Raw genomic sequence first — 22,374 nt, forward strand, 5'->3', positions numbered from 1 at the left:
TTTTTTTGGTTTATTTGTTTTACCAAATCTCGTCTCTCCTGATGAGAATAATAGAATCCTATTCCAATGGATTCATGAATGGTTTGGTTATGCTTTAATTGCAGCCATATTGCTACATACTGCTGCTGCTTTGAAACATCATTTTATTAACAAGGATGATATATTGCGGAGAATGCTATAATGAATAAATTTTTTAAAAGTTCTCTTTGCTTACTGATGCTCTTGATGAGCTCATTAATTTACGCTAATAATTTGCAGGAATGGGAAATTATTCCTTCCCAAAGCGAACTGACTTTTACAGGAACGCAAAACGGAGCCCCAGTTACAGGACGATTTAAGAAATTTACTGGCCAGATTTTTGCAGATTCAGCTAATTATAAAGCAAGTTCAATTCACATCATTATCGATATGAATTCCATTTCAACTCCATTTCAAGATATTGCGACCACCTTGGCTTCTTCTGATTGGTTTGATGTCAAGGTATTTCCCAAGGCGGAATTTAAAGCATCTCAATTTAATAAAGTGGACGACAAGACCTATGAAGCTCAAGGCACATTAACTATTAGAGATAAAACTTCTCCTGTTACTTTAAAGTTTAAAGTAGATCAAACATCCAAGGATCAAGCGGTAGTTGAAGGCAGCACTATAGTCAATCGAAGTGTGTTTGGCGTAGGCCAGGGTGAATGGGCAAGCACCGATGAAATACAAGATGAAGTGACTGTTCGTTTTAAAGTAACTGCTGTTCGGAAAAAATAGTGTTACTCAGTTAAGGATAGTTTGGGACTTGGCCCAATAAACAAAGAGCTCAGTGCCAATCCATAATGGACCGGATCTTTTTTAGCAAGCGCTTGAGCTTGTGAAGGGAACTTATGAGAATTAGAATGAGGAGCACAAGAGGCGAAGGTACTGCTTCAATTATAGAACCCAATTATCGGGCATTAGGCCATTTTTTAGTAGAATAATATACATAATAAGAAGGAATAGTGGCCATGAAGAGGACGCTTATTAGCCTAATTATTTGTTTTATAGTATTGCATAATGGGTGGACCGCGAAGCGATTACCTGAACTTAAAGATCTTTATCGTCTGCAGGATATCAGTGAACCAGATTTGTCCTTCGATGGAAAATGGGTTGCTTATACCGTCTCGAAGTTAAATGCAAAAGACGATGTTTCTACGAGTGAGATATGGCGAGTCTCTGTGGCTGATCGATCCAGCCAACAAATTACATTTTCGGAAGACTCCACAAGTTCACTGCCAAAATGGAGCCCTGATGGTAAATGGTTGGCTTATTTATCTGATAAAGGGGAAGAGGGCTCAATGCAAATTTGGTTAAGGTCTACCCAAAGTAATAAAACATATCAGCTGACTCACTGTAATGGTGAAATTAGCGATTTTACCTGGTCCCCAGATTCTAAAAAAATAGCATTTATTGCTCAACAAAATAGTCAGAATGAAAATGAACCTATCGTAGTGGATAGGTATCAGTTCAAGATTGATGGAAGTGGTTATGTTGGCAAAAATCGGGATCATCTTTATTTCATTGATATCAACAAACAGAGTACCGTTCAATTGACTCATGGTGATCATGATGAATTCTTACCAGCTTGGTCTCCTGATGGAAAATACATTGCATTTGTTACAAAGCGTGGAAGAGAGCCAGACAGGCATTTTAATTATGATATTTATTTAATTAAACCTGAGCCAGATGCCAAGGAGTGGCAATTAACTCATTTTCCTGGCAGTGATATGAATCCTGATTATGAGTCAAGTCTTTCATGGAGCCCGGATAGTTTGAAGATAGCTTATCTTCGCAGCAATGAGCATCAGTGGGTTTATTATTCCCCAAACCAATTAGCAATTGTTGATATAAACAATGGCAATGAACGATTGATAGCTACCAAAGATAATTGGTATTACAAACCAAAATGGTCTTCTGATGGAAAATCGATTTATGCGTTAATAGAAGAAAACCAAAATACGTATTTGTACCAGATCCTTCTTCAATCTGGTCAGGAAAGAAAGCTAACCGATGGTTTACGTACTGACGTGGATTACGTAATAGGAAAAGATAAAATTATTTTATTAACTACAGATGATACTCATCCTGCTGAATTATTTATTTTGAAATCCACATTAATTCCTTTGACTAAGCATAATCAGACGTTATTGGAAGAGGTTACATTTCAACCAACAGAAGACATACGGGTTAATAGTTTTGATGGGGTCAAAATTGATGGCTTATTGATGAAGCCAGCAGGATACCAAAGCGGGATCTTGTTCCCCGGGTTTGTGTATTTGCATGGAGGCCCGTGTATCAGTCCAGCCATGAATTTAACTTCGATATGCAATGGTTAGCTGCTAAAGGGTATGTGATTATCGCTCCAAACCCAAGAGGAAGTTCTGGAAAAGGATTCCATTTTGCGAAGGCAATTTTTGCGGACTGGGGGAACCTGGATGTTAAAGATGTATTGGCTGTTGTTGATCATGTAGTAGCAAAGGGGGTTGTTGATCCCAAACGTTTAGGCATAGGTGGCTGGAGCTATGGAGGTATGTTAACTGATTATGTAATAGCTTCAGACAATCGCTTTAAGGCCGCTATATCAGGTGCTGGTGTTGCGAATATTTTATCCGGCTATGGTGCTGATCAATACACCCCAGAATATGAGTTGGAATTGGGTAAACCGTGGGAAAATTCAGAGCTGTATATCAGATTAAGCTACCCTTTCATGAGAGCCAATAAAATAAAAACACCGACTTTATTTATCTGTAGTCAGTTGGATTGTAATGTACCATGTATTGGCTCAGAACAACTATATCAAGCCTTAAAATCTCAGAATGTGCCAACACAGCTAGTTATTTATCCGAAAGAGTATCATACTTTGGAAACCCCTAGCTTTATTGTAGATAGATTAAAAAGATATGCCGATTGGTTAGAGAAGTATGTTAAATAAATCGACTAACCCGTTATTAAAATAATAAAGTGCCAAGACCAATAACTAGGAAAGCACTTGCTGCTATGGCATGAATTAATTTCATGGAAATTTTATTAGAAAACAGATTTCCAAAATAAACAGCAGGTAAATCAGCAAGTAACATCCCAAGAGTTGAACCTGTTATAACTAGTATTGGAGAACCATAATGTGCAGTTAAGGCAATTGTTGCAATCTGCGTTTTATCTCCTATCTCGGATAGAAAAAAAGTTACAAAAGTGGCACCGAAAATACCAAGATATTTAGAAATTTTTTTCTCATCTTGTTCTATTTCATCGGGAATTAGAGTCCATATTGCCATTAAAATAAAAGATACCCCTAAGATCCATCGTAGTGTTTCTGGTTTGAGTAAAGTGGTAATCCAGATCCCAATCATTCCTGCCAGGCTATGGTTTATCAGGGTTGCAGCCAAAATTCCCAAAATAATTGGCAATGGTTTTTTAAACTGTGCCGCAAGAAGAAAGGCGAGTAACTGTGTTTTATCACCAATTTCAGCGAGAGTAATAACACCAATTGATATGAACAGAGCTTCCATTGAGAGAACACCTTTATTTTGAATGGTAATGCCAAAATTTGGGCATTAAGTAACAGCAAGCGCCTACCCCAATAATACATAAGATACCGCCAGATATTAATGCCATTGGTATGCCTAGACCTGCTGCAACAAGACCAGCTCTAGTGTCTCCCAATCTTGGGCCGCTTAAATAACTGATCATTTCAATTCCTGCGAGTCGGCCTCTTAATTCTTGAGGTATGGTATGATTCCATAAGCTAACTCGGAAAATCCCGCTAATAGCATCAAATGCTCCTGCCAGGGTAAGAAAAAGGAGGGACCACCATAGCGAGCCTATGGTTAGACCGAAACCAATAATCGCCACACCCCATAAAGCAGCTGAAATAGCAATAGCTTTTCCATCGTGAGTGATTTTTGCTGTCCAGCCGCTAACAAAAGAAATTATTAATGAGCCAACAGCAGGGGCTGCATAGAGCAATCCTAATGTTTTAGCTCCTCCAAATTGCTGAGCGATGGCAGGTAAAAGGGCATTAGGCATAGCAAAAACCATAGCAAAGAAATCAACAAAATAGCTCCCCATCAGTTCTTGTCGACTAAAAGCAAAATTAATCCCTTGCTTTAATGATAATAATAAGGACGAATGTTTTTCGGCTCTGGGTTTAGGGATTGTGCGCATTAAACTCAGATTAATTAATGAAATGATAAAAGTTAATAAATCAATAACATAAGTTATTACGATACCACATTGGGCAATGATTAGACCGGCGATGGCTGGCCCAACAATCATACAAAAACTGAATTTGAAACTGCCAAGCGCGCCTACTTTTTTATAATCTTCCGGTGTAACAATCTGTTGAATGACACTGTCAAAAGCAGGTCGATGTAATCCGGTAATTGCAGACATTAGTGAGGCTACAATAAATATCAGGAAGATTCCAGGGTGAGCAAAAGTCGAGTTGAATGCCAAGAAAAAACAACCGACTGCAAGCAACAATTCGCTAATGATTAGTAATGCTCGTCGGTTATAGCGATCTGCAAAAACACCGCCAAGGAGTGCAGTAACCAATAGGGGTAGTAGTTGTACCAGGCTAAGTAATCCAACTATTAAAGTCGACTCCGTTAAATGATAAACCTGATACGGCAGAGCTACGCTGGTAATCATTGTACCAATGAATGAAATGAATTGACCTAAATAGAGTAAGGTAAAGTCACGATTTTTTCTAAGAATGGATAAATCCAGCAAGTGGCTCATATTAGGGATCTACAAGTCAGCTCTCTTTTGAAAAGGCAACTGCTAAGAGTAGCTGCAAAGAGATTATGGTTACAAAATTCTTTCTAAAAAGTATATTTTATGCTCTTTTAATAGAACAGTACAGAAAAATAAGTATAGATAAGCTAATTGAAGCTATCCATGTCTGGTCAACCAATACAAAGCGATATCAATTCTCTTGGCTATCCATATGTTTTGGAATTGCGATACATAGGCTAAAAACTCATTAAGAGCATGGCTGCGATCTGGCTTACCGCTTATTCGAGGATGTAAACCAATCGTCATCACAGACAAGCGATTTTCTTGATAAAGATAATCAAAGGTATTTTGCAGACGTTGATAGAAATCCTGAGCGGTAACGAAGCCAGGAGAGATTGTAAAACGAAAATCATTACAATCCAAAGAATAAGGTACAACCAGATGCTTGTTAATGAAGTAGGGCAGTTCATCGGCATAACTATCGGAATCGTAAACAAAGCCGCCAATTTGAACTAAAAGATCACGGGTAAATGGCTTCGCCTTCCTGTATACCACCCTAAAGGTCTTTGACCAGTTAATTCCTGCAAAGTATCAATACAACGATAGATGTGCTTTTTTTCTGTTGTTTTGCTTTCTTTGGAATAATCTAGCCATCGCCAGCCATGTCCAGCTACTTCATGGTTATTACTTGCCAGATAATTAGATAATTCGGGATTTAATATTAATGCATAACCAGTGACAAAAAAGGTGAGGGGGATTTTGTGCTTATCAAAGAGACGTATTAAGCGCCAAATTCCCACTCGACTCCCATACTCATAAAAGGATTCTATACTATAATTTCGCTCTCCAGATCCTTTAGGACTAAATGGAAAATCACTACCATAGACTTCTGCTTTCATATCACCATTTAGTGGACATAATTCGGCTCCTTCTTCATAGTTAATTACAAAATTAATTGCAATTTTAGCCTTATTTGGCCAGGTAAACTCTGGCTCATTTGGTCCATACCCTGCGAAATCTCTAGTCATGATTTATCCTAATTCAAAAGTTGTAATCCCATAAATATTTTCTTTTTTTAATTGCGGCTCTCCTTTTAAATACATACGAGCTGTGGCAAATACTTTTTCCATCTTATATTGCTGAACTAGCTCGATTGCTGAAGGGTTATTCTCTGGTATATCTAAAAATATCATGCTGCCTTTGGCATATTGCGCTAAATGAGAAAAAAGTTTATCGGCAATGTCAGCGGTATCTGCAAACAAAGGTCCAATTTTAAGGCCTTGTCGGCAGGTTCTAATCACACCATAGCCCTTAATTTGTCCTTCAAAAACATAACCCAGAGCCTGACTTTGAGGCTGATTTATCCAACATTTTAAAAATTGAGGACGAGGGGCTGGGAAATGTAAGCGATCATAAGCTGATAACTGTGAAAAATCAGTTTGGTTTAATGGAACAATATTGGGATCGTCGGATTGAATTGATTCAATCTTCTTATTAAGGCGATAACGTGCGTTATTATGAGCGAATCGATAGCCAATGCGTGAATATTTATCGAGCATAGTCATCACCCCATCAATTCCAGCGTTTCTATTGCCAATATAGGCTAACCTGGCTTTAGTTAATTCCAAACCGTAACCTTGATCTCTATAAGGGGTATCAACAATGTAGAAACCACAAAAAGCAAAATGCTCGTCATAGATCACCGCGGAACCGATTGCAATTATTTGTCCTTTCAGTTTACCGGCAAAAAAACCATTGGGGTCAGTTTGATAGAAGCATATTGCATCATGGACTCCTGGATTCCATCCTTCGCGCGTAGCCCATTCTATGGCTAAATTGACTTCGCTCTGATCCATAGTTTCTATAAGATAATCCTTTATCATGATAAACCTCAATATTTTAAATAGAGAGTAACCAGAAACTTAGCTTTTAGTATAATCTATAATAAAAACAATCCATAGGTTAATAAGTTGAGGCTAAATCGTGATCCCACGCCTGACCTTTGCTGAGGCGGTATCTCATCAAATAAAAATTTTTTTACAAGAACTTAAAGGGTTAGCCGATTTTCATGGAGAAATTGATGAAGCTTTAAGTAGCCGGATTGTATTAGCAACTGATAATAGCGTGTACCAGGTTCTTCCTGACGCGATCATTTTTCCCAGAACTGAAAATGATATTTCCCTAATCTTTAAATTAGCCAGCACAGAGCGGTTTCGTGATGTATCCTTTGTTCCAAGAGGCGGAGGTACAGGAACTAATGGACAATCATTAAATGCGGGAATAATCATAGATTGCTCTCGTTATATGAACCATATCCTCCAATTAAATCTTAGTGAGGAGTGGGTTTTAGTTGAACCTGGCGTTGTTCTGGATCAGTTAAATGAATATTTAAAGCCATACGACAGGTTTTTTGCGCCCACTTTGTCTCCCAGTAACCGCGCAACAATTGGGGGTATGGTGAATACAGATGCTAGTGGCAAAGGCTCAAGATTATATGGAAAAACTAGCCAACACGTGCTAGCAATTACAGCCGTTTATTGGGATGGACAAATCCATACGAGTGAAGAAATTGATGTCAATTCATTAGAAGCAATGAAACGGTTGCCTGGTTGTGTTGGGAGGTTTTATACTCAACTAGAAAAAACCATTCAAGAACACCAAGACACTATTGATAAGCAATTACCTAAATTGCATAGGTTTGTTACTGGGTATAATTTAGGTCGAATTTATACAGAAGACAAGAAACGAATCAATATTAATTATGCTTTAACAGGTTCTGAAGGTACCTTAGCTTATGTGACCAAAATCAAATTAAAATTAACCCCAATACCCCAATATAAATGCTTGTTTGTGGTTTTGTACACTTCATTTAGCGCTGCTCTTGATCATGCAAAATACTTGGTTGAATTTGAGCCAGAAGCTATTGAAACAATGGATGGAACTATTTTGAGTTTGGCCAAGACCGATATAATTTATCATAGTGTGGAACCTTTTTTAACCTTTAAGGATGGAAGCAAAGTAGATGCCATAAATTTAATAGAATTCGTTGCATACGATGCAATGACATTGTCTCGATATGAAAAATCTTTAAAGGAAGCTTTAAAGGGTTATGATTTTCATTTTGTAACCCATCGTGCTGATATCGACAATCTTTGGGAGCTAAGAAAACAAAGTGTTGGTTTGCTAGGGAAGGTAAAAGGTATAAGGAAACCAATATCTGGGGTAGAAGATACTGTAGTTCCGCCTGAATACTTAGCAAATTATGTTAAAGAGTTCAGGGAGATACTAGATTCTCATGGTTTGGCTTATGGGATGTTTGGTCATATTGACGTTGGTTGTTTACATGTTCGTCCAGAATTTAATTTAATGGATGAGAGCGACAGGCAACTTTATTATGAAATTATAGAGAAAGTAGCACAACTCACACAGAAATACGGTGGCATATTATGGGGAGAGCATGGCAAAGGGTTTCGAAGCGAATTTGTGCCTATGTTTTTTGGAGAGCAACTTTATACCGAACTCAGGAAAATTAAATCCAGTTGCGATCCTTATAATCAATTAAATCCTGGTAAAATAGCAGTTCCTCTTGGCAATAATGAGCTTTTAGGAAGTATTCGTTCAGAAAAAACACGTGCTGCTGCAGATAATCAAATTAACAATCAATTCAGAACGCCTTACCATTTATCATTAGAATGCAATGGAAATGGAGCCTGTTTTGATTATAAATTTCAAGACGTCATGTGTCCCTCTTATAAAATTACCAGGGATCGTATTCACTCTCCTAAAGGTAGGGCAAGCATTGTCAGAGAATGGTTAAGGCAATTAAGTGCTTTGCCACAAGGCCAGGAGTTCTCATGGCCTTTGAAAAGGCAAATCAATACTTATAAAAAACATCGTGGTCAATATGATTTTTCTCATGAGGTGTATGCGGCATTAGAAGGCTGTTTGGGATGTCAGGCTTGCCAATCTCAATGCCCTGTAAATGTTAATGTGCCCTCCTTTAAAGCGAAATTTTTACAATCTTATCACACAAGATATGCTCGTTCCTTAAAGGATCTTCTTATCACCTATAGCGAACGCTTGGGTTATCTTCAAAGTTTATTTCCACGTTTCACTAATGTTCTACTCACTAATAAATGGACAAAGTGGGTTTTGAGAAATCATGTTGGGTTGGTTGATTTGCCCTTATTTAGTAGTCCAAATCTTAATTCGCTCTTAAAAAAAGAAAATATTCAGTGGTTAGATTTGAATTTCATGCCTTCAAAGGAACAATCTATAGTGTTCGTGCAGGATTGGATTACTAGTTTTTATGAAGCTGAGCTTGTGATTAAGGTATGCTTGTTTATAAAAAAGTTAGGCTTTCATGTTTACGTACTACCTTGGTTTGAAAACGGCAAAGCTTTACATATTGCTGGAAAGCTCAAATCATTTGTAAACAAGGCACGTCAAAATGCATTAATGCTTCAGAAAATTTCAGATCATGGCCTAACCATGGTCGGTCTTGATCCCGCCATGGTATTAACTTACCGATATGAATATCCAGAATATTTGCAAGATTGCCCTAATAACAAAATAATGTTGCTACAGGAATGGTTGTCTGAAATTATTACTCGAAAAGATGCCGTGTTTCGATTCGAGGCTGGCAAAGTTTTAAAACTTATCTTTTACTAAGTCATTGTACTGAACAGGCCAATTGCCCAGAAGCTCCAGAGCAATGGAAAAGAGTCTTTCAATTTTTTGGATTGAAATTGATACCCCAAAAAATTGGATGCTGTGGTATGGCTGGAGCTTATGGACTTAAAACAATGCATCAAGTGGAGTCACGAGGCTTATTTGACTTGTCATGGAAAAATTATTTTAAAGACAATAGTATTAATTCCAAAATTTTAGTAGATGGCTATTCATGCCGAATTCAAGCTCAACGTTTTTCTGGATTTAAAGCCCAACATCCTATTGAAATATTGCTAAATTTATTCGAATGATCAAAACAGATAAAGGGGTTCTTTGTACGGTAGCTTCATTTTTATTTGAATGTTTAGAAATTTAACTTGACATGCTGCAGTTAGCTTTCTTTTATAAATTCATTTAATTTGTTAGCTATCATTTCTTTTTTGGTATAAGAAGAATCATAAGCGGTAACCAAAGGCATAGGGGGTTTTTCCTTTAAAGCAATGGCTAATCTATAGGTTGCAGACCCCTTACCTCCAGTGTATTCTTGAATGATTATTTTATCAACATCGGAAAATAATAATTTGGTCTCACTAGTCTTAAATAACCCTTTTCTTTTTATCACTATTGTCTTGAATACTTTATCAAAATCAATAGTTGCACTACTTAGTGATAGCAGGGCAATACCTGCTAATGCGAAAACTCCAACCAGTGCATATAACCACCATGAATTAGGATAAATCACTTTAAATTGAGTTTCTAAGCTATTACTTATGTAATTATTAATGCTATTCGCGGCAGCATCCTTTTCACTTCGTCCACTGGAACTTCCTCCCGTGAGATTTACTGAACCTTGGTCGGTTAATAAATCTACATAGTAAGTAGTTCCTCCTTTACTTGTACGGCCACTCCTTACAACGGCTTGTTTTAGTTCACCCAATGGGGTGCTCGAGTGATATAGATTGAAAATATTGCTTTTTAAGATGCACTGACGGGCCAAATTGTATTGTTTCTCTTTACAAACAATGGAGTACTCGAGCATTAAAATCCCTACTGTGAAAACACTGGCAAGAAGAAGCAATACACCCAATAAATACCACGGCCACATACTTATAGTCAGTCGCAATTTGTTTGTGCTGATATTGTATAATTTCATTTTTAATATTATTTTGAATGTTTTTTTAAATATAGCAGCTACTTAAAATCTTTGCTGTGGATTTATTCCCATTTCGAAGAAATTTTTTTCTAATTTTTTGTTAAATGATACATTTTTCTATAAAAAAAGCTTTATAACTGTCTCGATGGCAAGAGCAATGACTACTATGCCGGCTAATAACAAGATAATTCTTGGCTGAATCTTTCTTACCAAATAAGCTGCAAAAGGAGCCGCTATGGCTCCACCAACAACTAATCCCAGAATAATCTGCCAATGTGAAAGTCCTATTGTAAAAAAGAAGGTGATGGATACAGTGATAGCAATTAAAAATTCCGTTAGATTGACTGAACCTACGGTGTAATGGGGTGTCGTACCTTGGGCGAGCAACGTAGAACTGATTATGGTTCCCCAGCCTCCCCCACCTGTGGCGTCAAAGAAACCTCCTGCAAACCCAAGAGGAATTAACCCCTTAGCTTCAGAGGAAGGTAACTTGCGTCGATGGATTCGATGTGAAAGAAAATTTTTGAGGACTTGAAATAAGTTTCCTCCTTGCAGTGCTCTGTATAAAATTATCCCTCCCATAGCTATTAAATAAATAGCAACTAAAAGCTTAGCAATAGGCACAGGGATCTCCGTTAGCACATAAGACCCAACGATCGCACCGATAATACCTGGCATTACTAGGCGTCTGAATAACCTATAATCAATGTTTTTAAACATGGCATGAGATAGCCCGGAAATACCTGTAGTCGCAATCTCTGCAGTATGAACAGAGGCACTTGCTACGGCTGGAGGGATTCCAAAACCAACTAGAACTGCTGTACTGATAAGACCAAAAGCCATTCCTAGCGCTCCATCTACTATCTGAGCAGCAAAGCCAACGAGCACATAGAATAGAAACTCATTAATCATGAAAATTCTCTTTATTAACTCAAATATTATCACACCACGATATTCTATATGCTAGTATGGAATTTCCTGAAAAGAAATAAAGGTATAACTTTGAGTTCAAAACTTCAAAGCATTAGAGAAAAAAATGTATGAAAGAAAATATTGACATTAAACTCATAAGTAAGCGCGATATAAAGCAAAGGGAAGTGATATTTCGATTACGTTATTATATCTATAGCCAAATATATAAACAGAGCTGTAATCCCAATATGAATCATGATCTTCAACTATTCACCGATAAAATTGACGACAAGTCCTATCTTTTCTTAGTTTCTATCAACAGTAATCCTGTTGGAACGTTACGCGTAACTCCCTTCGTCAACTTAAATGCTCAAGAGAATGTCATATTAAAACATCACAATGTGCCTCCGCATTATCTGACTGAAAACAGTGCAATTTTCAGTTTTTTTTGTATATTACCAGAGTATCATTATACGTCAGTGACTCAATATTTACTCCGAACGGTGCTAATTCACGCGAGAGATAACAATATTCAACGTATTTTTATTGAATCTCGAGAAGAGCTAGTACCGTATTATCAGCACTATCAATTTAGCCTATGCAGTGAATGGGTTAAGCCTGAAGAATACTCACTTCCGGTTATTGCAATGACTATTAATATCCAATCTTTGATTGATCTCGGAAGTTAAGCCGAGATCGATTGAAATCTAGTATTTAAGGCGTCAGCTAATTCTTTAATGGTTTTGCCTTCCATAAAATCGGAGGGAGAAATGGCTATTTCCAAGTTTGATCTTAGGAGATTAACGAGTTCAATAGCTAAAATAGAATCTACTCCGTAAGAAGTCATATTTTCATCAAGATCGATTTGTTCAGCTCTCATTTTTAAAATGATGGCTAATTTTGTGCGAATTATTTGTGCTAATTGGCTTATTCTGTCCTTGGTGGACAATTGCATCAGTTCTGCATGTAATGAAGAAGGAGTGGGATCTTGCTCAATGCTTTGTGTTAGTACTGAGCTGAATAAAGATTTAGAAGCCATTTTCCTATACTGGTTTAACCAAAGATTCCAGTTAATATCAAATATGCCTAAGGATTGAGAAGGCGCACTGAGTAGATTGCTCAGAATTTGCAAAGCAGTTTCATTATTAAATCCTTTAATACCGGAGTTGTCCAATAGATGCTTTAGATGATTATTGCGAGCTACAACGCCGGTTTGATTAAACACACCCCAGTTGATGGAGGTACAGGGTAAATGGTGTTGTTGGCGATAATGTGCAATAGCATCTAAAAAACCATTCGCTACGACGTAACTTGCTTGGCCTATGTTTCCAATTAGTGTGGAGACCGATGAGAACAGTATAAAAAAATCCAGATCCAGCGTTTGAGTTAATTCGTGTATGTGGATCGCTCCAGCAACCTTAGGCTCTAAAACTCTCTCAAATTGTTCTTTTTGAAGCTGATTAACCAAAGAATCATCCAAGATCATTGCACTGTGGATGATGCCTTTAAGAGGAAATTGACTTTGACTGATTTCAAAAAATAAGGCGGCTAAAGCCTCTTTATCGCTGACATCCAATGCTCTTGCTTCGAGATTGGAATAAGACAGAGGAGATTCTAGACGCCCATGACGACTTAGTAAGTAGACTTTTCCTGCACCTAGTTTAGCCAACAATTGTCCTGCCTCAAGTCCAAAACCAGACGTACCTCCCGTAACAATATAAGATGCTTTGTTGTTTACTGTCTTGGCGGGAATAACGACAGGGCAATTTTGCTCTTTATAGTCGATAACGACTTTCCCAATATGCTTGCTTTGCAACATAAAATGGAATGCGTTTTTAATCTCTGCTGCTGGGAAAATTTCGACTGGCATTGGAGTTAAAATATTTTCTTCGAATAAGGTTAGAATGGTGTTTGATATAGGAGAAATGACCTCCATTTTATCCACCAGCATGCGGTCAATATCAATAGCAGAAAAACTAATATTCTGATTAAATGCCTGCATGGGTAATAAGGTGTTTTCGGCGATATCCTTCTTGCCAATTTCAATAAATCGACCATACGGTGCCAATAAATTAAAGCTATGAATCAGAGTATCGCCAGCAATAGAATTAATAACTACATCTACGCCATAGCCATGGGTGTCACGAAACAGCTGCTCCTTAAATAATTGTGTCCTTGAATCGTATATATGCTTAATCCCTATTGTCTGAAGATAAGCTCGTTTTTCATCGGTCCCGGCAGTGGCATAGATCTCTGCTTTTTTCCATTGTGCGATTTGAATTGCTGCTAACCCTACGCCGCCAGTAGCATTATGGATGAGGACTTTCTCACCAGGTTGGATATTGGCAATTTGAACTAATCCGCGATACGCAGCCAGATACCCGGTTAATACTGGAGCTTGGTAAAAGCTTAATAAGTGGGGTTTGCGTAGCACATACTTTTGATCTACATAAGCATAAGAAGAAAAGTTTTGAGGTAATGGCGCAATGACTTCATCACCACATTGAAATTCTGTCACTAGAGCTCCTGTGTCGGTAATTACACCAGCTATTTCCATGCCTAGTGAATCACCAAAAAAGGTATGATCGGTAATTTTATGATCCAGTTTATTAGACAATTTTAATAAATCTTTAAAATTAAGCGCACTGGCATACACTTTAATTTGCACCTCATTCGCTTCAGGTTTTCTTAAAGGGGTTGACATAAAAAACAGGCTATCCAACAAACCAGGCTGAGTGATTTTCAATTCAACATTATGCTCATCTAAAGATAAGTCTTGGTAGTGATTTTGCGTCACTTGGGCATATTCCAGTTGTTGGATATAGCGAACATTGTTTCTATAGGCGACTGTATCTGATGCAGAAGCGGAAAGTAATTCTCCCAAGATCTGTTGTGGGGATGTTTCCTTATCGGCATCAATGGTTTTAATATTTATAAAAGGGAATTCGTTCTCTATGACACGAGATAAATTGGTTAACGCTGATGCAGACAAATGACTGTTTTTTAATATAGATTGGGCCTCCCAAGTCAGTATTGAAAGGTTAACAGGATGTTTTGCACTGTTTAAGGACTTGGCAAGCAGTATCAAGGGCCAGGTTTCTTTTGACACGGATTCCACTGAGATATCACTTGAAACGGCGCTTATATAAATAATATGTTGCGGTTGAAAATGTTGCCAAAGCCACAAATAATCCTCAAGTTGATATGGTGATATTTGACATTCTGTATCACTAATTGATAATCGCTGCTCTGCCCAATTAACATGAATTAAATTGGGAATCGTGCTTTTTAATTGATGAATCAGTTCTGAATGTTGACCGTCGTTGATAACCATCCAGGCTTGGTTTAAACGTTGTTGATTTTCAAGATCTGCGGTTTTTGCATGCCATTGCAACCGGTAGTAAATTGATGAAGAGGGTAGGGTATTTGTTGATGAAATGGCTTTTAGACACAAGCCTTGCAATTGCATGCATATCTCGCCTTGTTCATCGAAAATATCGACGTTACCGAATAGGGTCTTATCGTTTACGGTAGCTAATAGGGCGTATGACCAACACGATTTGGGAAGCGGCTTATAATATAGAATTTTACTAATACTATGAGGCAAATAAGCTTTGGGGTTGTCCAATTGTAATGCAATTAAAGACTGAAAAGCTCCGTCAAGCAGGGGAGGATAAATTGAGGTATGGTTAAACGTTTCGCTATGCTCATCATCCCATAATAGATGTGCTAGTACTTGGTTATTCCCTAAGTAAATGCTACGAATAGTTTGAAAAGATTTGCCATAAACTAAACCAAGACGACTAAATGTTTGATATAATTCTTCTATTGGGCTAAATGGATGCAGTTGGCTTGCAAGCTTCTCTATATTGGTGTGGTATTTTAGAGGATTCAAATCAATAGGATATAAAAAAGCAGTGCAATGTTCCTGACTGAAAGAATAATTGGAGCTGTGTAAGCTAAATTTTCTTATTTCTTTTTGATGAGTCAAAGTTAAAATTGGGTTTTCGTTTTCATTATAAATAAGCATGGACTTAAACCGCATATCTTCGACAATACAGGATGAAATTATTTCAGTCTTCTTAATCAGGGCAATTGCAGCGGATATATAGCTGCTCCGGGAAACACAGTCATATTAAAAATTTGATGAGCTTGGAGATAAGGAAAGAATGCTTCATTCAGTTCGACTTGCCAGGAAGGAGGAATGGTGGATATTTCCTGATAAAACCAGTTCTCACTATTAGAACCTATTCGTTGTTGTCTTGAAGCATCGCTTTCTCGCCAATATTTCTCTCTTACCCATAGTTGGGGAGGGGTATCGATAAAGTGGCCAGCAGGCTGTAATACCTCAAGACTAACGGGAATACCTCGGCAGTACATGTCACAAATATTCCCGAGTAAATACTCTCTTTCATTGTTTTTGTGACGATTCAGAGTATGAAATAATTGAACTGGTGTTTGCTGCGAAATCTCGCTTAAATAATTTTTGAGTACAGGGTGTGGTCCTATTTCAATAAAACCATTGAAACCATCTTCTAGTAATGAGCAAATGGCCGTATGAAATTCTACTGTTTTCCTGGCATTATCCCACCAATAGGACGCAGTGAGTGTTGATGGTGAAACAGCCGTGCCAGTTACTGTAGAATACAACGGAATGGTATTCTCATGAAACTGAATAGTATCGATGAGACTGATAAAGTCGTTTTCGATAGGCTCTAATGCATAACTATGATAAGCCAAGTTGACATGGAGTAGCCGGTTAAAGGTATTGTTTTGAGTTAATTGTTGAGCGACGTTAATAATCTCTTTTTTATCGCCCGATAAGGTAATATTGCTAGTACTATTGACTGCTGCTATGCTCAAACGCTTTCCAGTAATAAAAGGTTGAATCTCATCGCGGGAGAGACTTACAGCAAGCATTTCGCCTTCTCCCAGTAAGTTATTTTGCAGGCAGCTGCGGTGGTAGGAAATCAAGAGGGCATCATGTAAACTCAGCACCCCGCTGACATAAAAAGCAGCAATTTCTCCTACACTATGTCCTACTACTGCTGCAGGTCTTATGCCCCAAGTAGACAGCAAGGTGGTTAAGCTAATCTGCAAAATAAAATTAGCCAGTTGTGCGATACGAGGTTCATGCATCCTACTGTCTTGATCTGGTTTGAATAATTCGTTTAATATGGACCAACCTGAAATAGCTTTCAGCTGTGAGTCACAAGCAAGTACCATCTGTCGATATACTGGTTCTTTATCAAACAGCTCTTTACCCATCTGTGGCCATTGTGGCCCCATGCCAGTAAATACAAAAACGACTTCTTCTAAACTTACATTGGCAGCAAATAAATTAGAGACAGGTTCCCCAGCATTGTAACTGGCTAATTTGTTAACAAGCTCCGCTTTAGATTGAACCAGGCTTATTAGGCGGTAGTTAAAATGAGTTTTTTTGTGATTTAATGTATAAGCAATGTCTTGCAGAAGTAATGAGGAGTCACCTGATAACCAATCATGATACTGCTTAACGACCAGATCTAGTCGTGCCTTACTCATAGCACTGAATACTACTGGTATGGGTGAGTCGACTTCTGAATTGCTGTAGTTCTCGGTATGGAGGGGCTCGATCGCACGCAGAAGAGCATGGGCATTAGTTCCTCCATAGCCGAAAGAATTGACTGATGCGTAATAGGATTGTTCCTGCTCTTCGCACCAATCAATCGTATTGACCGGTACAACAAGTTGTTTAAAAGAAATATGAGGATTGGGGACATGGAAATGCAAGTTGGCTGGTATTTTTTTATGCTTTAAGCATAAAACGGCTTTAATGAGTCCAGCAACTCCGGCTGCTGCTTCCAAATGCCCAATATTGGTTTTAACAGAGCCTATATAAATTGTTTTTTTGCGTTGACTAAATAAGGCATTAATGCTGTTCACCTCAGTGATATCACCTGCTTGGGTACCTGTCCCATGCGCTTCGATATAACCAATATCATTTACTGTAACCTGTGCTTCATGATAAACTTGGCGCATTAAATCTTGCTGTGCTTTTCCATTGGGCAGAGTGATTCCTAATGTGTGCCCATCTTGATTAACCCCGGTTGCAGCAATGACAGCATGTATTCTATCCTTGTCCAATAAAGCGCGTTTTAATGATTTTAAAATAACGATACCAGCACCTTCACCTCGAGCATAACCGTTTGCATCGGCATCAAAAGTTTTGCATTGCGCATCAGATGATAAAAACTGCCCTTTGCTCATCACTATAGCATTCTCTGGTTTGAATATGATATTTGCTCCACCGGCGATGGCCATCTCTGCTTCCTTATGAAGAATGCTTTGACAGGCATAATGAATAGCTACCAAGGAAGAAGAGCATGCTGTATCCAGTGTTAAGCAAGGACCTTTTAAATCAAAGACATAAGAAAGACGACTTGCTAACAAGGCCAAAGTGGAACTGGTCGCGGTGTGTGAGTCAATCAATGCTCGATTTAATTCACTGAGTTGGAGTAGTTGATTGTCAAGACAAAACCCGCCTATAAATACTGAAGTCTTACTGCCATGTAACTGTTTCAATGGAATCCCAGCATCTTCGATGGATTCCCAGCAAACCTCTAATAACAAGCGTTGTTGTGGATCCATAGCTGCGGCTTCTCGTGGTGAAATACCAAAAAATAAAGGGTCGAATTCCTCCAGGGGTTGATCAATAAATCCCGCTGCTTGAATAGTAGTTTTAGCAGGGTATTTACTATCCGGGTGATAGAATTTTTTTGAATCCCATCTTGTTTTGGGGATGGGTGAAATGGCATCAAACTTCTCTAATAGCAGCTGCCAAAATTGTTGATAAGAGTTTGCTCCGCCAGGGAAACGGCAACCATTCCAATAATGGCGATATCATTATCGCGGCACTTGAGGGGGAGTGATTGATCGCTCATTTGCATTTTTAAAATCCTTTTCTATGGAGAATCTATGGCTTGATATAACCAGCTGCTTACAGCGGGGATTGGGGGGAAAACATTACTTGAGATCCACTTCAGTTGCAAGTGATTAGAAAAAATACTAATAAAAACAATAAAAAAGTATTGTTTTTATATTAGAGAGCGTACATGACCTGCATGCTTTACATTCTTCGTTGCAAGCATTTCTACGGTCCTCATTTACTTCATATAAGCTATATAAGCTTCGATCCTCGAAACGTTGCGCCACCTGGTACTAATTCAAAATCTGCAAGTTATGCAAGTGCTCTATTTTGGGATTTTGTGAGTATTTATTTTGGGTGGATTATTTGAGACCAATTTAATATTATGTTAATTTTAGTTTATTAAAATTACTTTTAAATTAAATGACTAGTTAGGCTTATATTGATTATTTTGTATGTTCCTTTTGAGAGGCAAGAGAGTGGTGATTTAAGCAGATCGGTTGACTTATGGAAGGAAAAACATCAAAATCTGTTTGCCGAAGCAATTTTCATTATCTTTCACAAACAGCCTTTACCTCAACTTAATTTTCAGGAAGAGATACGTCTCTATATTTGCGCTCATGGTACAGAGGATGGGGATCTTGTCTATAATAGTAGCAATTATCACTCTAATATAAAAAGTATTTCTATCCCTACACTGTCTGAGCGTTTTAATTATGATTTTCTCTATTTAGCGCCTCGGATTCAACAAATTCATCTGTATTGTTGTGGTAATGAAGATAAAAACATGCGACTTGCAGCGCTGTTTCAGTCTAATTTGCTACGCAAGGAATACAGTACGATTCATTTCTATAAAGGTAATATCGAAATTCCCAAGAAAAATTACTTCTTAAATTCTTATGTGGATAATTCCCAAAAACATCTACCAGTAATAGAAGAGCTTGAAGTAGAAGAAAAATACTTTCCTAAAACCTTCGATTTAAGTTTTTTCAAGCAGGAAAGAATACTTTTTGGCATTGACAAAAGAAAACGCCAAAGAGAAGAAAGGCTGATGGCTATGCGTGGTATCAAAGAAATGATGGAAATAGAAATTTGCTCAAATATTGAGGTTCGGCCGGGATCCTGACGAAAAGGGCCGTTTCATGTATATTTTTAGCTCAAACCTCTATATATTTCTTTTACGCTTGAAGTTGCAGGCTAAGTTTCATATGCAGAGCACCTGCAATCCTAACTAATGTCTCAAGAGAAGGAATAAAATGACTATTCCACTTTCAATGCGTGAAATAACAGACTGTTTTGTACCTATTTTATCTGCAAGCTCGGATTGTGTTAAATGTGCCTTTTTTCGAGCAGCCACGATCATTTCAGCTATATTATTAATGGTCTGCTCGCGGATGTAATGCTCGGAAAACTCTACATCTGTAGCTTGCTTTTTCTCAATATAATCAGTCAGTGTAAGTGCTTTCATTATCAAATACCTCCATCATACGTTTTTCAGCAGTTTCAATTTCTTTTTTCGGCGCTTTTTGTGATTGCTTCTTATAAGCATGTAGCAATACAATATTATTGCCTTGAATACATACATAAAATAGTCGATACCCACTACGGTGAGTCTTGATCTTGATTTCCACAGTGAACCTTTAATTTGCCTAAATTGAACTCGCGGACTATCAAAACCGAGCTTCTCAATATTATTCAAACAAGCTGCAATTCTAGCCGTTTCCTCCGATGGCAACTCATCTAAAAACTCAACGACCGGCTGCTTGCCGTTCTTTTTATGATAAAATTTTACTTTCATGGTTAATTATAGCATTAATGTGATAATTATTCATAATTTAATTCTTGATCTTTTACATATAATTAAATATTTCTTATATTTGACAAATAATTGGTAAATATTTCTTTAATTTCACTTGGCTTCTCAATCCAAGGCATATGTCCAGCGTTCTTAATGTACTGTTTATAAATATTGGGGCGTTGAAAGCGCTCATCTTCCATAAATAAAATTGAAGGACAAATAGCATCGAACTCTGAACTAACGATAAGTGTAGGTACTTGTTGCGGAATCCATTTTGCTTCAAAATTAATTTCAATAGCTTTTCGTTGCCACCAAACGGCTGGAACAAAATTAAATGGAAGGGCTAATAATTTTTCTCGCCCAATAGCTAATTCCTTTGGGAAATAATAAGGAATGCAAGCTACTAAGGCTTGATTAAACGTTTCTTGGGTTGGATTTTCTGTAAAAATCTGCATTTCTAATGATAAATCTGGAAGGTTAAGATCTTTAGCTTTTTTTACAGCTTCCTCTAACCAAAGACACGGTGCGGAATTTAGAACAACTAATCCAGAAATTATTTTTTCTAATTCAGGATATAATAAAGGCAACATTTCACCAAAAGAATGACCGACAATTACAGGGTTATCAAATTGTTGGATGATAGGAAGAAATATATCTAACCATTGATCAAAATTTTCATATTGAATTGTATGACTGCCATTACCTGGTAAATCAATTAACCATCATTTCCTGGCAGATTGAGTATATTAACTAAATCCAAAAGATAGGAAGAATCAGCTCCTGGCCCACCTGGAAAAAATAGCCAATTGATATTTTCTTTACCACTATTTGATCTTAAATTAAAACGTACTTGATTTTCATCATAAAAATAACGCGGTTGATGGTTCATGATGCTCACTCATTAAAAATAATATTTTGTTGACTAATGATTCTTCTCACAGATGTTCGTCCGATTCCAAGTTTTCTTGCAATTTCTGATGGATTCATTCTGTAATGACATCAGATTCAAACTTTTTTGTTGATGCAGGTCGACCATGGGATTTTCCTTTGGATCTAGCATGAGAGATACCAGCTTTAACTCGTTCACGCAAAATCTCCCTCTCAAATTCTGCAAATATCGCCAATAATCTAGCCATTGCTCGTCCAGTTGCTGTTGTTAAATCTAGCGCTTCAGTTAATGATATGAATCCAACACCAAGAGCATTAAGTTCATGTAGCGTATGAAATAGATCATTAACTGAACGACCCCACCGATCTAGTTTCCAAACAATGATAACATCGATCTCCCGACGTTTAGCTTGGTTAATAAGTTCTTCACGTTGAGGTCGTGAATCTTTAGCCCCAGATCCAATTTCTGAAATTTCTGTTTCAACTTGCCAATCACGAGCATTAACATATTTCTTCATCGCCTCAATTTGCATATTAAGCGTTTGTTGATCATGCGTTGAAACTCTGGCATAAATTCCTGCTTTCATACCTGGCCAAACCCCCCTTGAAACTCATCTATCGAAAACCCTTTAAATATAAGGATCGAAAACCTTGCTAATGATTTTGATCAATTAAGCTGGCTCAGTGATAAATGGTTTAATTTTCTTACGAATAACAAGCGACATGATGAAATCATGGTGGTCAATAAAAAACATTTTGAAATGGCTGTATTTAATGCATTGGCAGATGAGATCCACTGTGCGGACATGTTTTTGGAAGGCGTTAATCATTATGACGATCTAAATAAACAACTGATAACCTGGGAAGAATTTTATGCTGGCGTTGATGAGTATTGTGGCTTAATTCAGCAACCCAGAAAGCCTTCTGAGTTTATTAAAAGTTTGCAAGACCAGCTATTGAAGATAATCTACAGGGGATCCAAAAGAAAATTATTAATTTTGGTCGTTTGGCCGCTAATGCTGTTATTCTGCATGTTGTGGCGAATATGACAAATGTGATTAATGAGATGAAAACTGAAGGTTATGAAATTACCTCTGAAATGCTCAATGGCTTATCGCCGTATCACACAGGCCATCTTAATCGATTTGGCTTATTCCCTTTGACGGGACATAGAGAAAAATTGAGGGTGGAATTTAAACTGAATTAAAAATAAACAGGAAACGGTCCTTTTCGTCAGGATCCCGGCCGAACCTCAATATTTGTCCGTAGTTGCGTATTCCTGTGATGTTG

20 protein-coding genes and 3 pseudogenes are annotated in these 22,374 nt (G+C 37.6%); 9 read left to right on the forward strand and 14 right to left on the reverse strand.

Features of this window, described 5'->3' with window-relative positions:
- The 3 genes and pseudogenes from OK13_RS10435 to OK13_RS10445 all read left to right on the forward strand — a co-directional run.
- Positions 1-181: cytochrome b (locus OK13_RS10435; RefSeq protein ID WP_035890702.1), on the forward strand; the 181-nt coding region annotated here is incomplete at its 5' end.
- A complete protein-coding gene (locus OK13_RS10440) occupies positions 181-756 on the forward strand; it encodes a YceI family protein (RefSeq protein ID WP_035890703.1) in 576 nt (191 codons plus the stop codon). The genes OK13_RS10435 and OK13_RS10440, both read left to right, overlap by 1 nt.
- A 233-nt stretch (positions 757-989) precedes the next feature.
- Positions 990-2,953 (forward strand): annotated as a pseudogene (locus OK13_RS10445) (S9 family peptidase).
- 16 nt (positions 2,954-2,969) lie between these two features.
- On the opposite strand, the gene OK13_RS10450 reads toward OK13_RS10445, so the two are convergent.
- The 4 genes and pseudogenes from OK13_RS10450 to OK13_RS10465 all read right to left on the reverse strand — a co-directional run bounded on the left by OK13_RS10450 (position 2,970) and on the right by OK13_RS10465 (position 6,638).
- Positions 2,970-3,527 (reverse strand): TMEM165/GDT1 family protein, encoded by a 558-nt coding sequence (locus OK13_RS10450; RefSeq protein WP_035890704.1) that lies wholly within the window; start codon positions 3,525-3,527, stop codon positions 2,970-2,972.
- A gap of 13 nt (positions 3,528-3,540) precedes the next feature.
- On the reverse strand, positions 3,541-4,758 hold the full coding sequence (locus OK13_RS10455; protein WP_035890705.1) for an MFS transporter: 1,218 nt from the start codon (positions 4,756-4,758) through the stop codon (positions 3,541-3,543).
- A 153-nt stretch (positions 4,759-4,911) separates the two neighbouring features.
- Positions 4,912-5,783 (reverse strand): annotated as a pseudogene (locus OK13_RS16065) (polysaccharide deacetylase family protein).
- Between the two features lie 3 nt (positions 5,784-5,786).
- Positions 5,787-6,638: a GNAT family N-acetyltransferase gene (locus OK13_RS10465; RefSeq protein ID WP_035890706.1), complete on the reverse strand. Its 852-nt coding sequence runs from the start codon at positions 6,636-6,638 to the stop codon at positions 5,787-5,789.
- A gap of 100 nt (positions 6,639-6,738) precedes the next feature.
- Here OK13_RS10465 and OK13_RS10470 point away from each other — a divergent pair, with 100 nt between their 5' ends.
- Together OK13_RS10470 and OK13_RS15435 are read left to right on the forward strand one after the other, a co-directional pair.
- On the forward strand, positions 6,739-9,426 hold the full coding sequence (locus OK13_RS10470) for an FAD-binding and (Fe-S)-binding domain-containing protein (protein ID WP_241480521.1): 2,688 nt from the start codon (positions 6,739-6,741) through the stop codon (positions 9,424-9,426).
- Positions 9,427-9,503: 77 nt separating this feature from the next.
- Complete coding sequence (locus OK13_RS15435) at positions 9,504-9,737, forward strand: hypothetical protein (RefSeq protein WP_241480522.1); 234 nt, start codon at positions 9,504-9,506, stop codon at positions 9,735-9,737.
- Between the two features lie 80 nt (positions 9,738-9,817).
- Here OK13_RS15435 and OK13_RS10475 read toward each other — a convergent pair whose 3' ends face one another.
- Together OK13_RS10475 and OK13_RS10480 are read right to left on the reverse strand one after the other, a co-directional pair.
- Positions 9,818-10,579, reverse strand: a complete 762-nt coding sequence (locus OK13_RS10475; protein WP_035890707.1) for a hypothetical protein — start codon at positions 10,577-10,579, stop codon at positions 9,818-9,820.
- A 117-nt stretch (positions 10,580-10,696) separates the two neighbouring features.
- Entirely contained in the window at positions 10,697-11,491 is a 795-nt protein-coding gene (locus OK13_RS10480) for a sulfite exporter TauE/SafE family protein (protein WP_035890708.1), read from the reverse strand.
- A gap of 128 nt (positions 11,492-11,619) precedes the next feature.
- Between OK13_RS10480 and OK13_RS10485 the strand changes: the two genes are divergently transcribed.
- Positions 11,620-12,180: an N-acyl amino acid synthase FeeM domain-containing protein gene (locus tag OK13_RS10485; protein WP_035890709.1), complete on the forward strand. Its 561-nt coding sequence runs from the start codon at positions 11,620-11,622 to the stop codon at positions 12,178-12,180.
- Here OK13_RS10485 and OK13_RS13970 read toward each other — a convergent pair.
- The 3 genes and pseudogenes from OK13_RS13970 to OK13_RS15890 form a co-directional block, all read right to left on the reverse strand.
- Positions 12,177-15,521, reverse strand: coding sequence for an SDR family NAD(P)-dependent oxidoreductase (locus OK13_RS13970; protein WP_052117658.1), 3,345 nt, complete (start codon positions 15,519-15,521; stop codon positions 12,177-12,179). The genes OK13_RS10485 and OK13_RS13970 overlap by 4 nt on opposite strands.
- A gap of 56 nt (positions 15,522-15,577) precedes the next feature.
- The gene (locus OK13_RS10490) at positions 15,578-17,617 is read right to left on the reverse strand and encodes a type I polyketide synthase (RefSeq protein ID WP_277619297.1); all 2,040 of its coding nucleotides are present in this window, start codon (positions 17,615-17,617) and stop codon (positions 15,578-15,580) included.
- Between the two features lie 15 nt (positions 17,618-17,632).
- A pseudogene (locus tag OK13_RS15890) lies at positions 17,633-18,343 on the reverse strand (beta-ketoacyl [acyl carrier protein] synthase domain-containing protein); the annotation flags it as partial.
- Between the two features lie 497 nt (positions 18,344-18,840).
- Here OK13_RS15890 and OK13_RS10495 point away from each other — a divergent pair.
- Complete coding sequence (locus OK13_RS10495; RefSeq protein WP_035890710.1) at positions 18,841-19,524, forward strand: NanQ anomerase/TabA/YiaL family protein; 684 nt, start codon at positions 18,841-18,843, stop codon at positions 19,522-19,524.
- A gap of 105 nt (positions 19,525-19,629) precedes the next feature.
- Here OK13_RS10495 and OK13_RS10500 read toward each other — a convergent pair whose 3' ends face one another.
- From OK13_RS10500 to OK13_RS10515, 5 genes are all read right to left on the reverse strand, one after another.
- A complete protein-coding gene (locus OK13_RS10500) occupies positions 19,630-19,866 on the reverse strand; it encodes a helix-turn-helix domain-containing protein (RefSeq protein WP_241480523.1) in 237 nt (78 codons plus the stop codon).
- Complete coding sequence (locus OK13_RS15440; protein ID WP_241480524.1) at positions 19,844-20,029, reverse strand: type II toxin-antitoxin system RelE/ParE family toxin; 186 nt, start codon at positions 20,027-20,029, stop codon at positions 19,844-19,846. The genes OK13_RS10500 and OK13_RS15440 overlap by 23 nt, the downstream gene beginning before the upstream one ends.
- Before the next feature lie 229 nt (positions 20,030-20,258).
- Positions 20,259-20,912 carry an alpha/beta fold hydrolase gene (locus tag OK13_RS10510; protein WP_081964915.1) on the reverse strand — a complete coding sequence of 218 codons (654 nt, stop codon included), beginning with the start codon at positions 20,910-20,912 and terminating at the stop codon, positions 20,259-20,261.
- Positions 20,912-21,085, reverse strand: coding sequence for a hypothetical protein (locus OK13_RS14575; protein ID WP_160264747.1), 174 nt, complete (start codon positions 21,083-21,085; stop codon positions 20,912-20,914). The genes OK13_RS10510 and OK13_RS14575 overlap by 1 nt, the downstream gene beginning before the upstream one ends.
- A gap of 94 nt (positions 21,086-21,179) precedes the next feature.
- The gene (locus OK13_RS10515) at positions 21,180-21,671 is read right to left on the reverse strand and encodes a recombinase family protein (protein WP_206538902.1); all 492 of its coding nucleotides are present in this window, start codon (positions 21,669-21,671) and stop codon (positions 21,180-21,182) included.
- A gap of 147 nt (positions 21,672-21,818) precedes the next feature.
- On the opposite strand from OK13_RS10515, the gene OK13_RS10520 reads away from it, so the two are divergent.
- Both OK13_RS10520 and OK13_RS14215 read left to right on the forward strand, forming a co-directional pair.
- Complete coding sequence (locus OK13_RS10520) at positions 21,819-22,133, forward strand: hypothetical protein (protein ID WP_035890713.1); 315 nt, start codon at positions 21,819-21,821, stop codon at positions 22,131-22,133.
- Positions 22,091-22,291, forward strand: a complete 201-nt coding sequence (locus tag OK13_RS14215) for a transposase (protein WP_241480525.1) — start codon at positions 22,091-22,093, stop codon at positions 22,289-22,291. The genes OK13_RS10520 and OK13_RS14215 overlap by 43 nt, the downstream gene beginning before the upstream one ends.
- Positions 22,292-22,374: the final 83 nt, after the last annotated feature.

Origin of the sequence: Legionella norrlandica (genome assembly GCF_000770585.1) — a bacterium.
Classification (GTDB): Bacteria; Pseudomonadota; Gammaproteobacteria; order Legionellales; family Legionellaceae; genus Legionella; species Legionella norrlandica.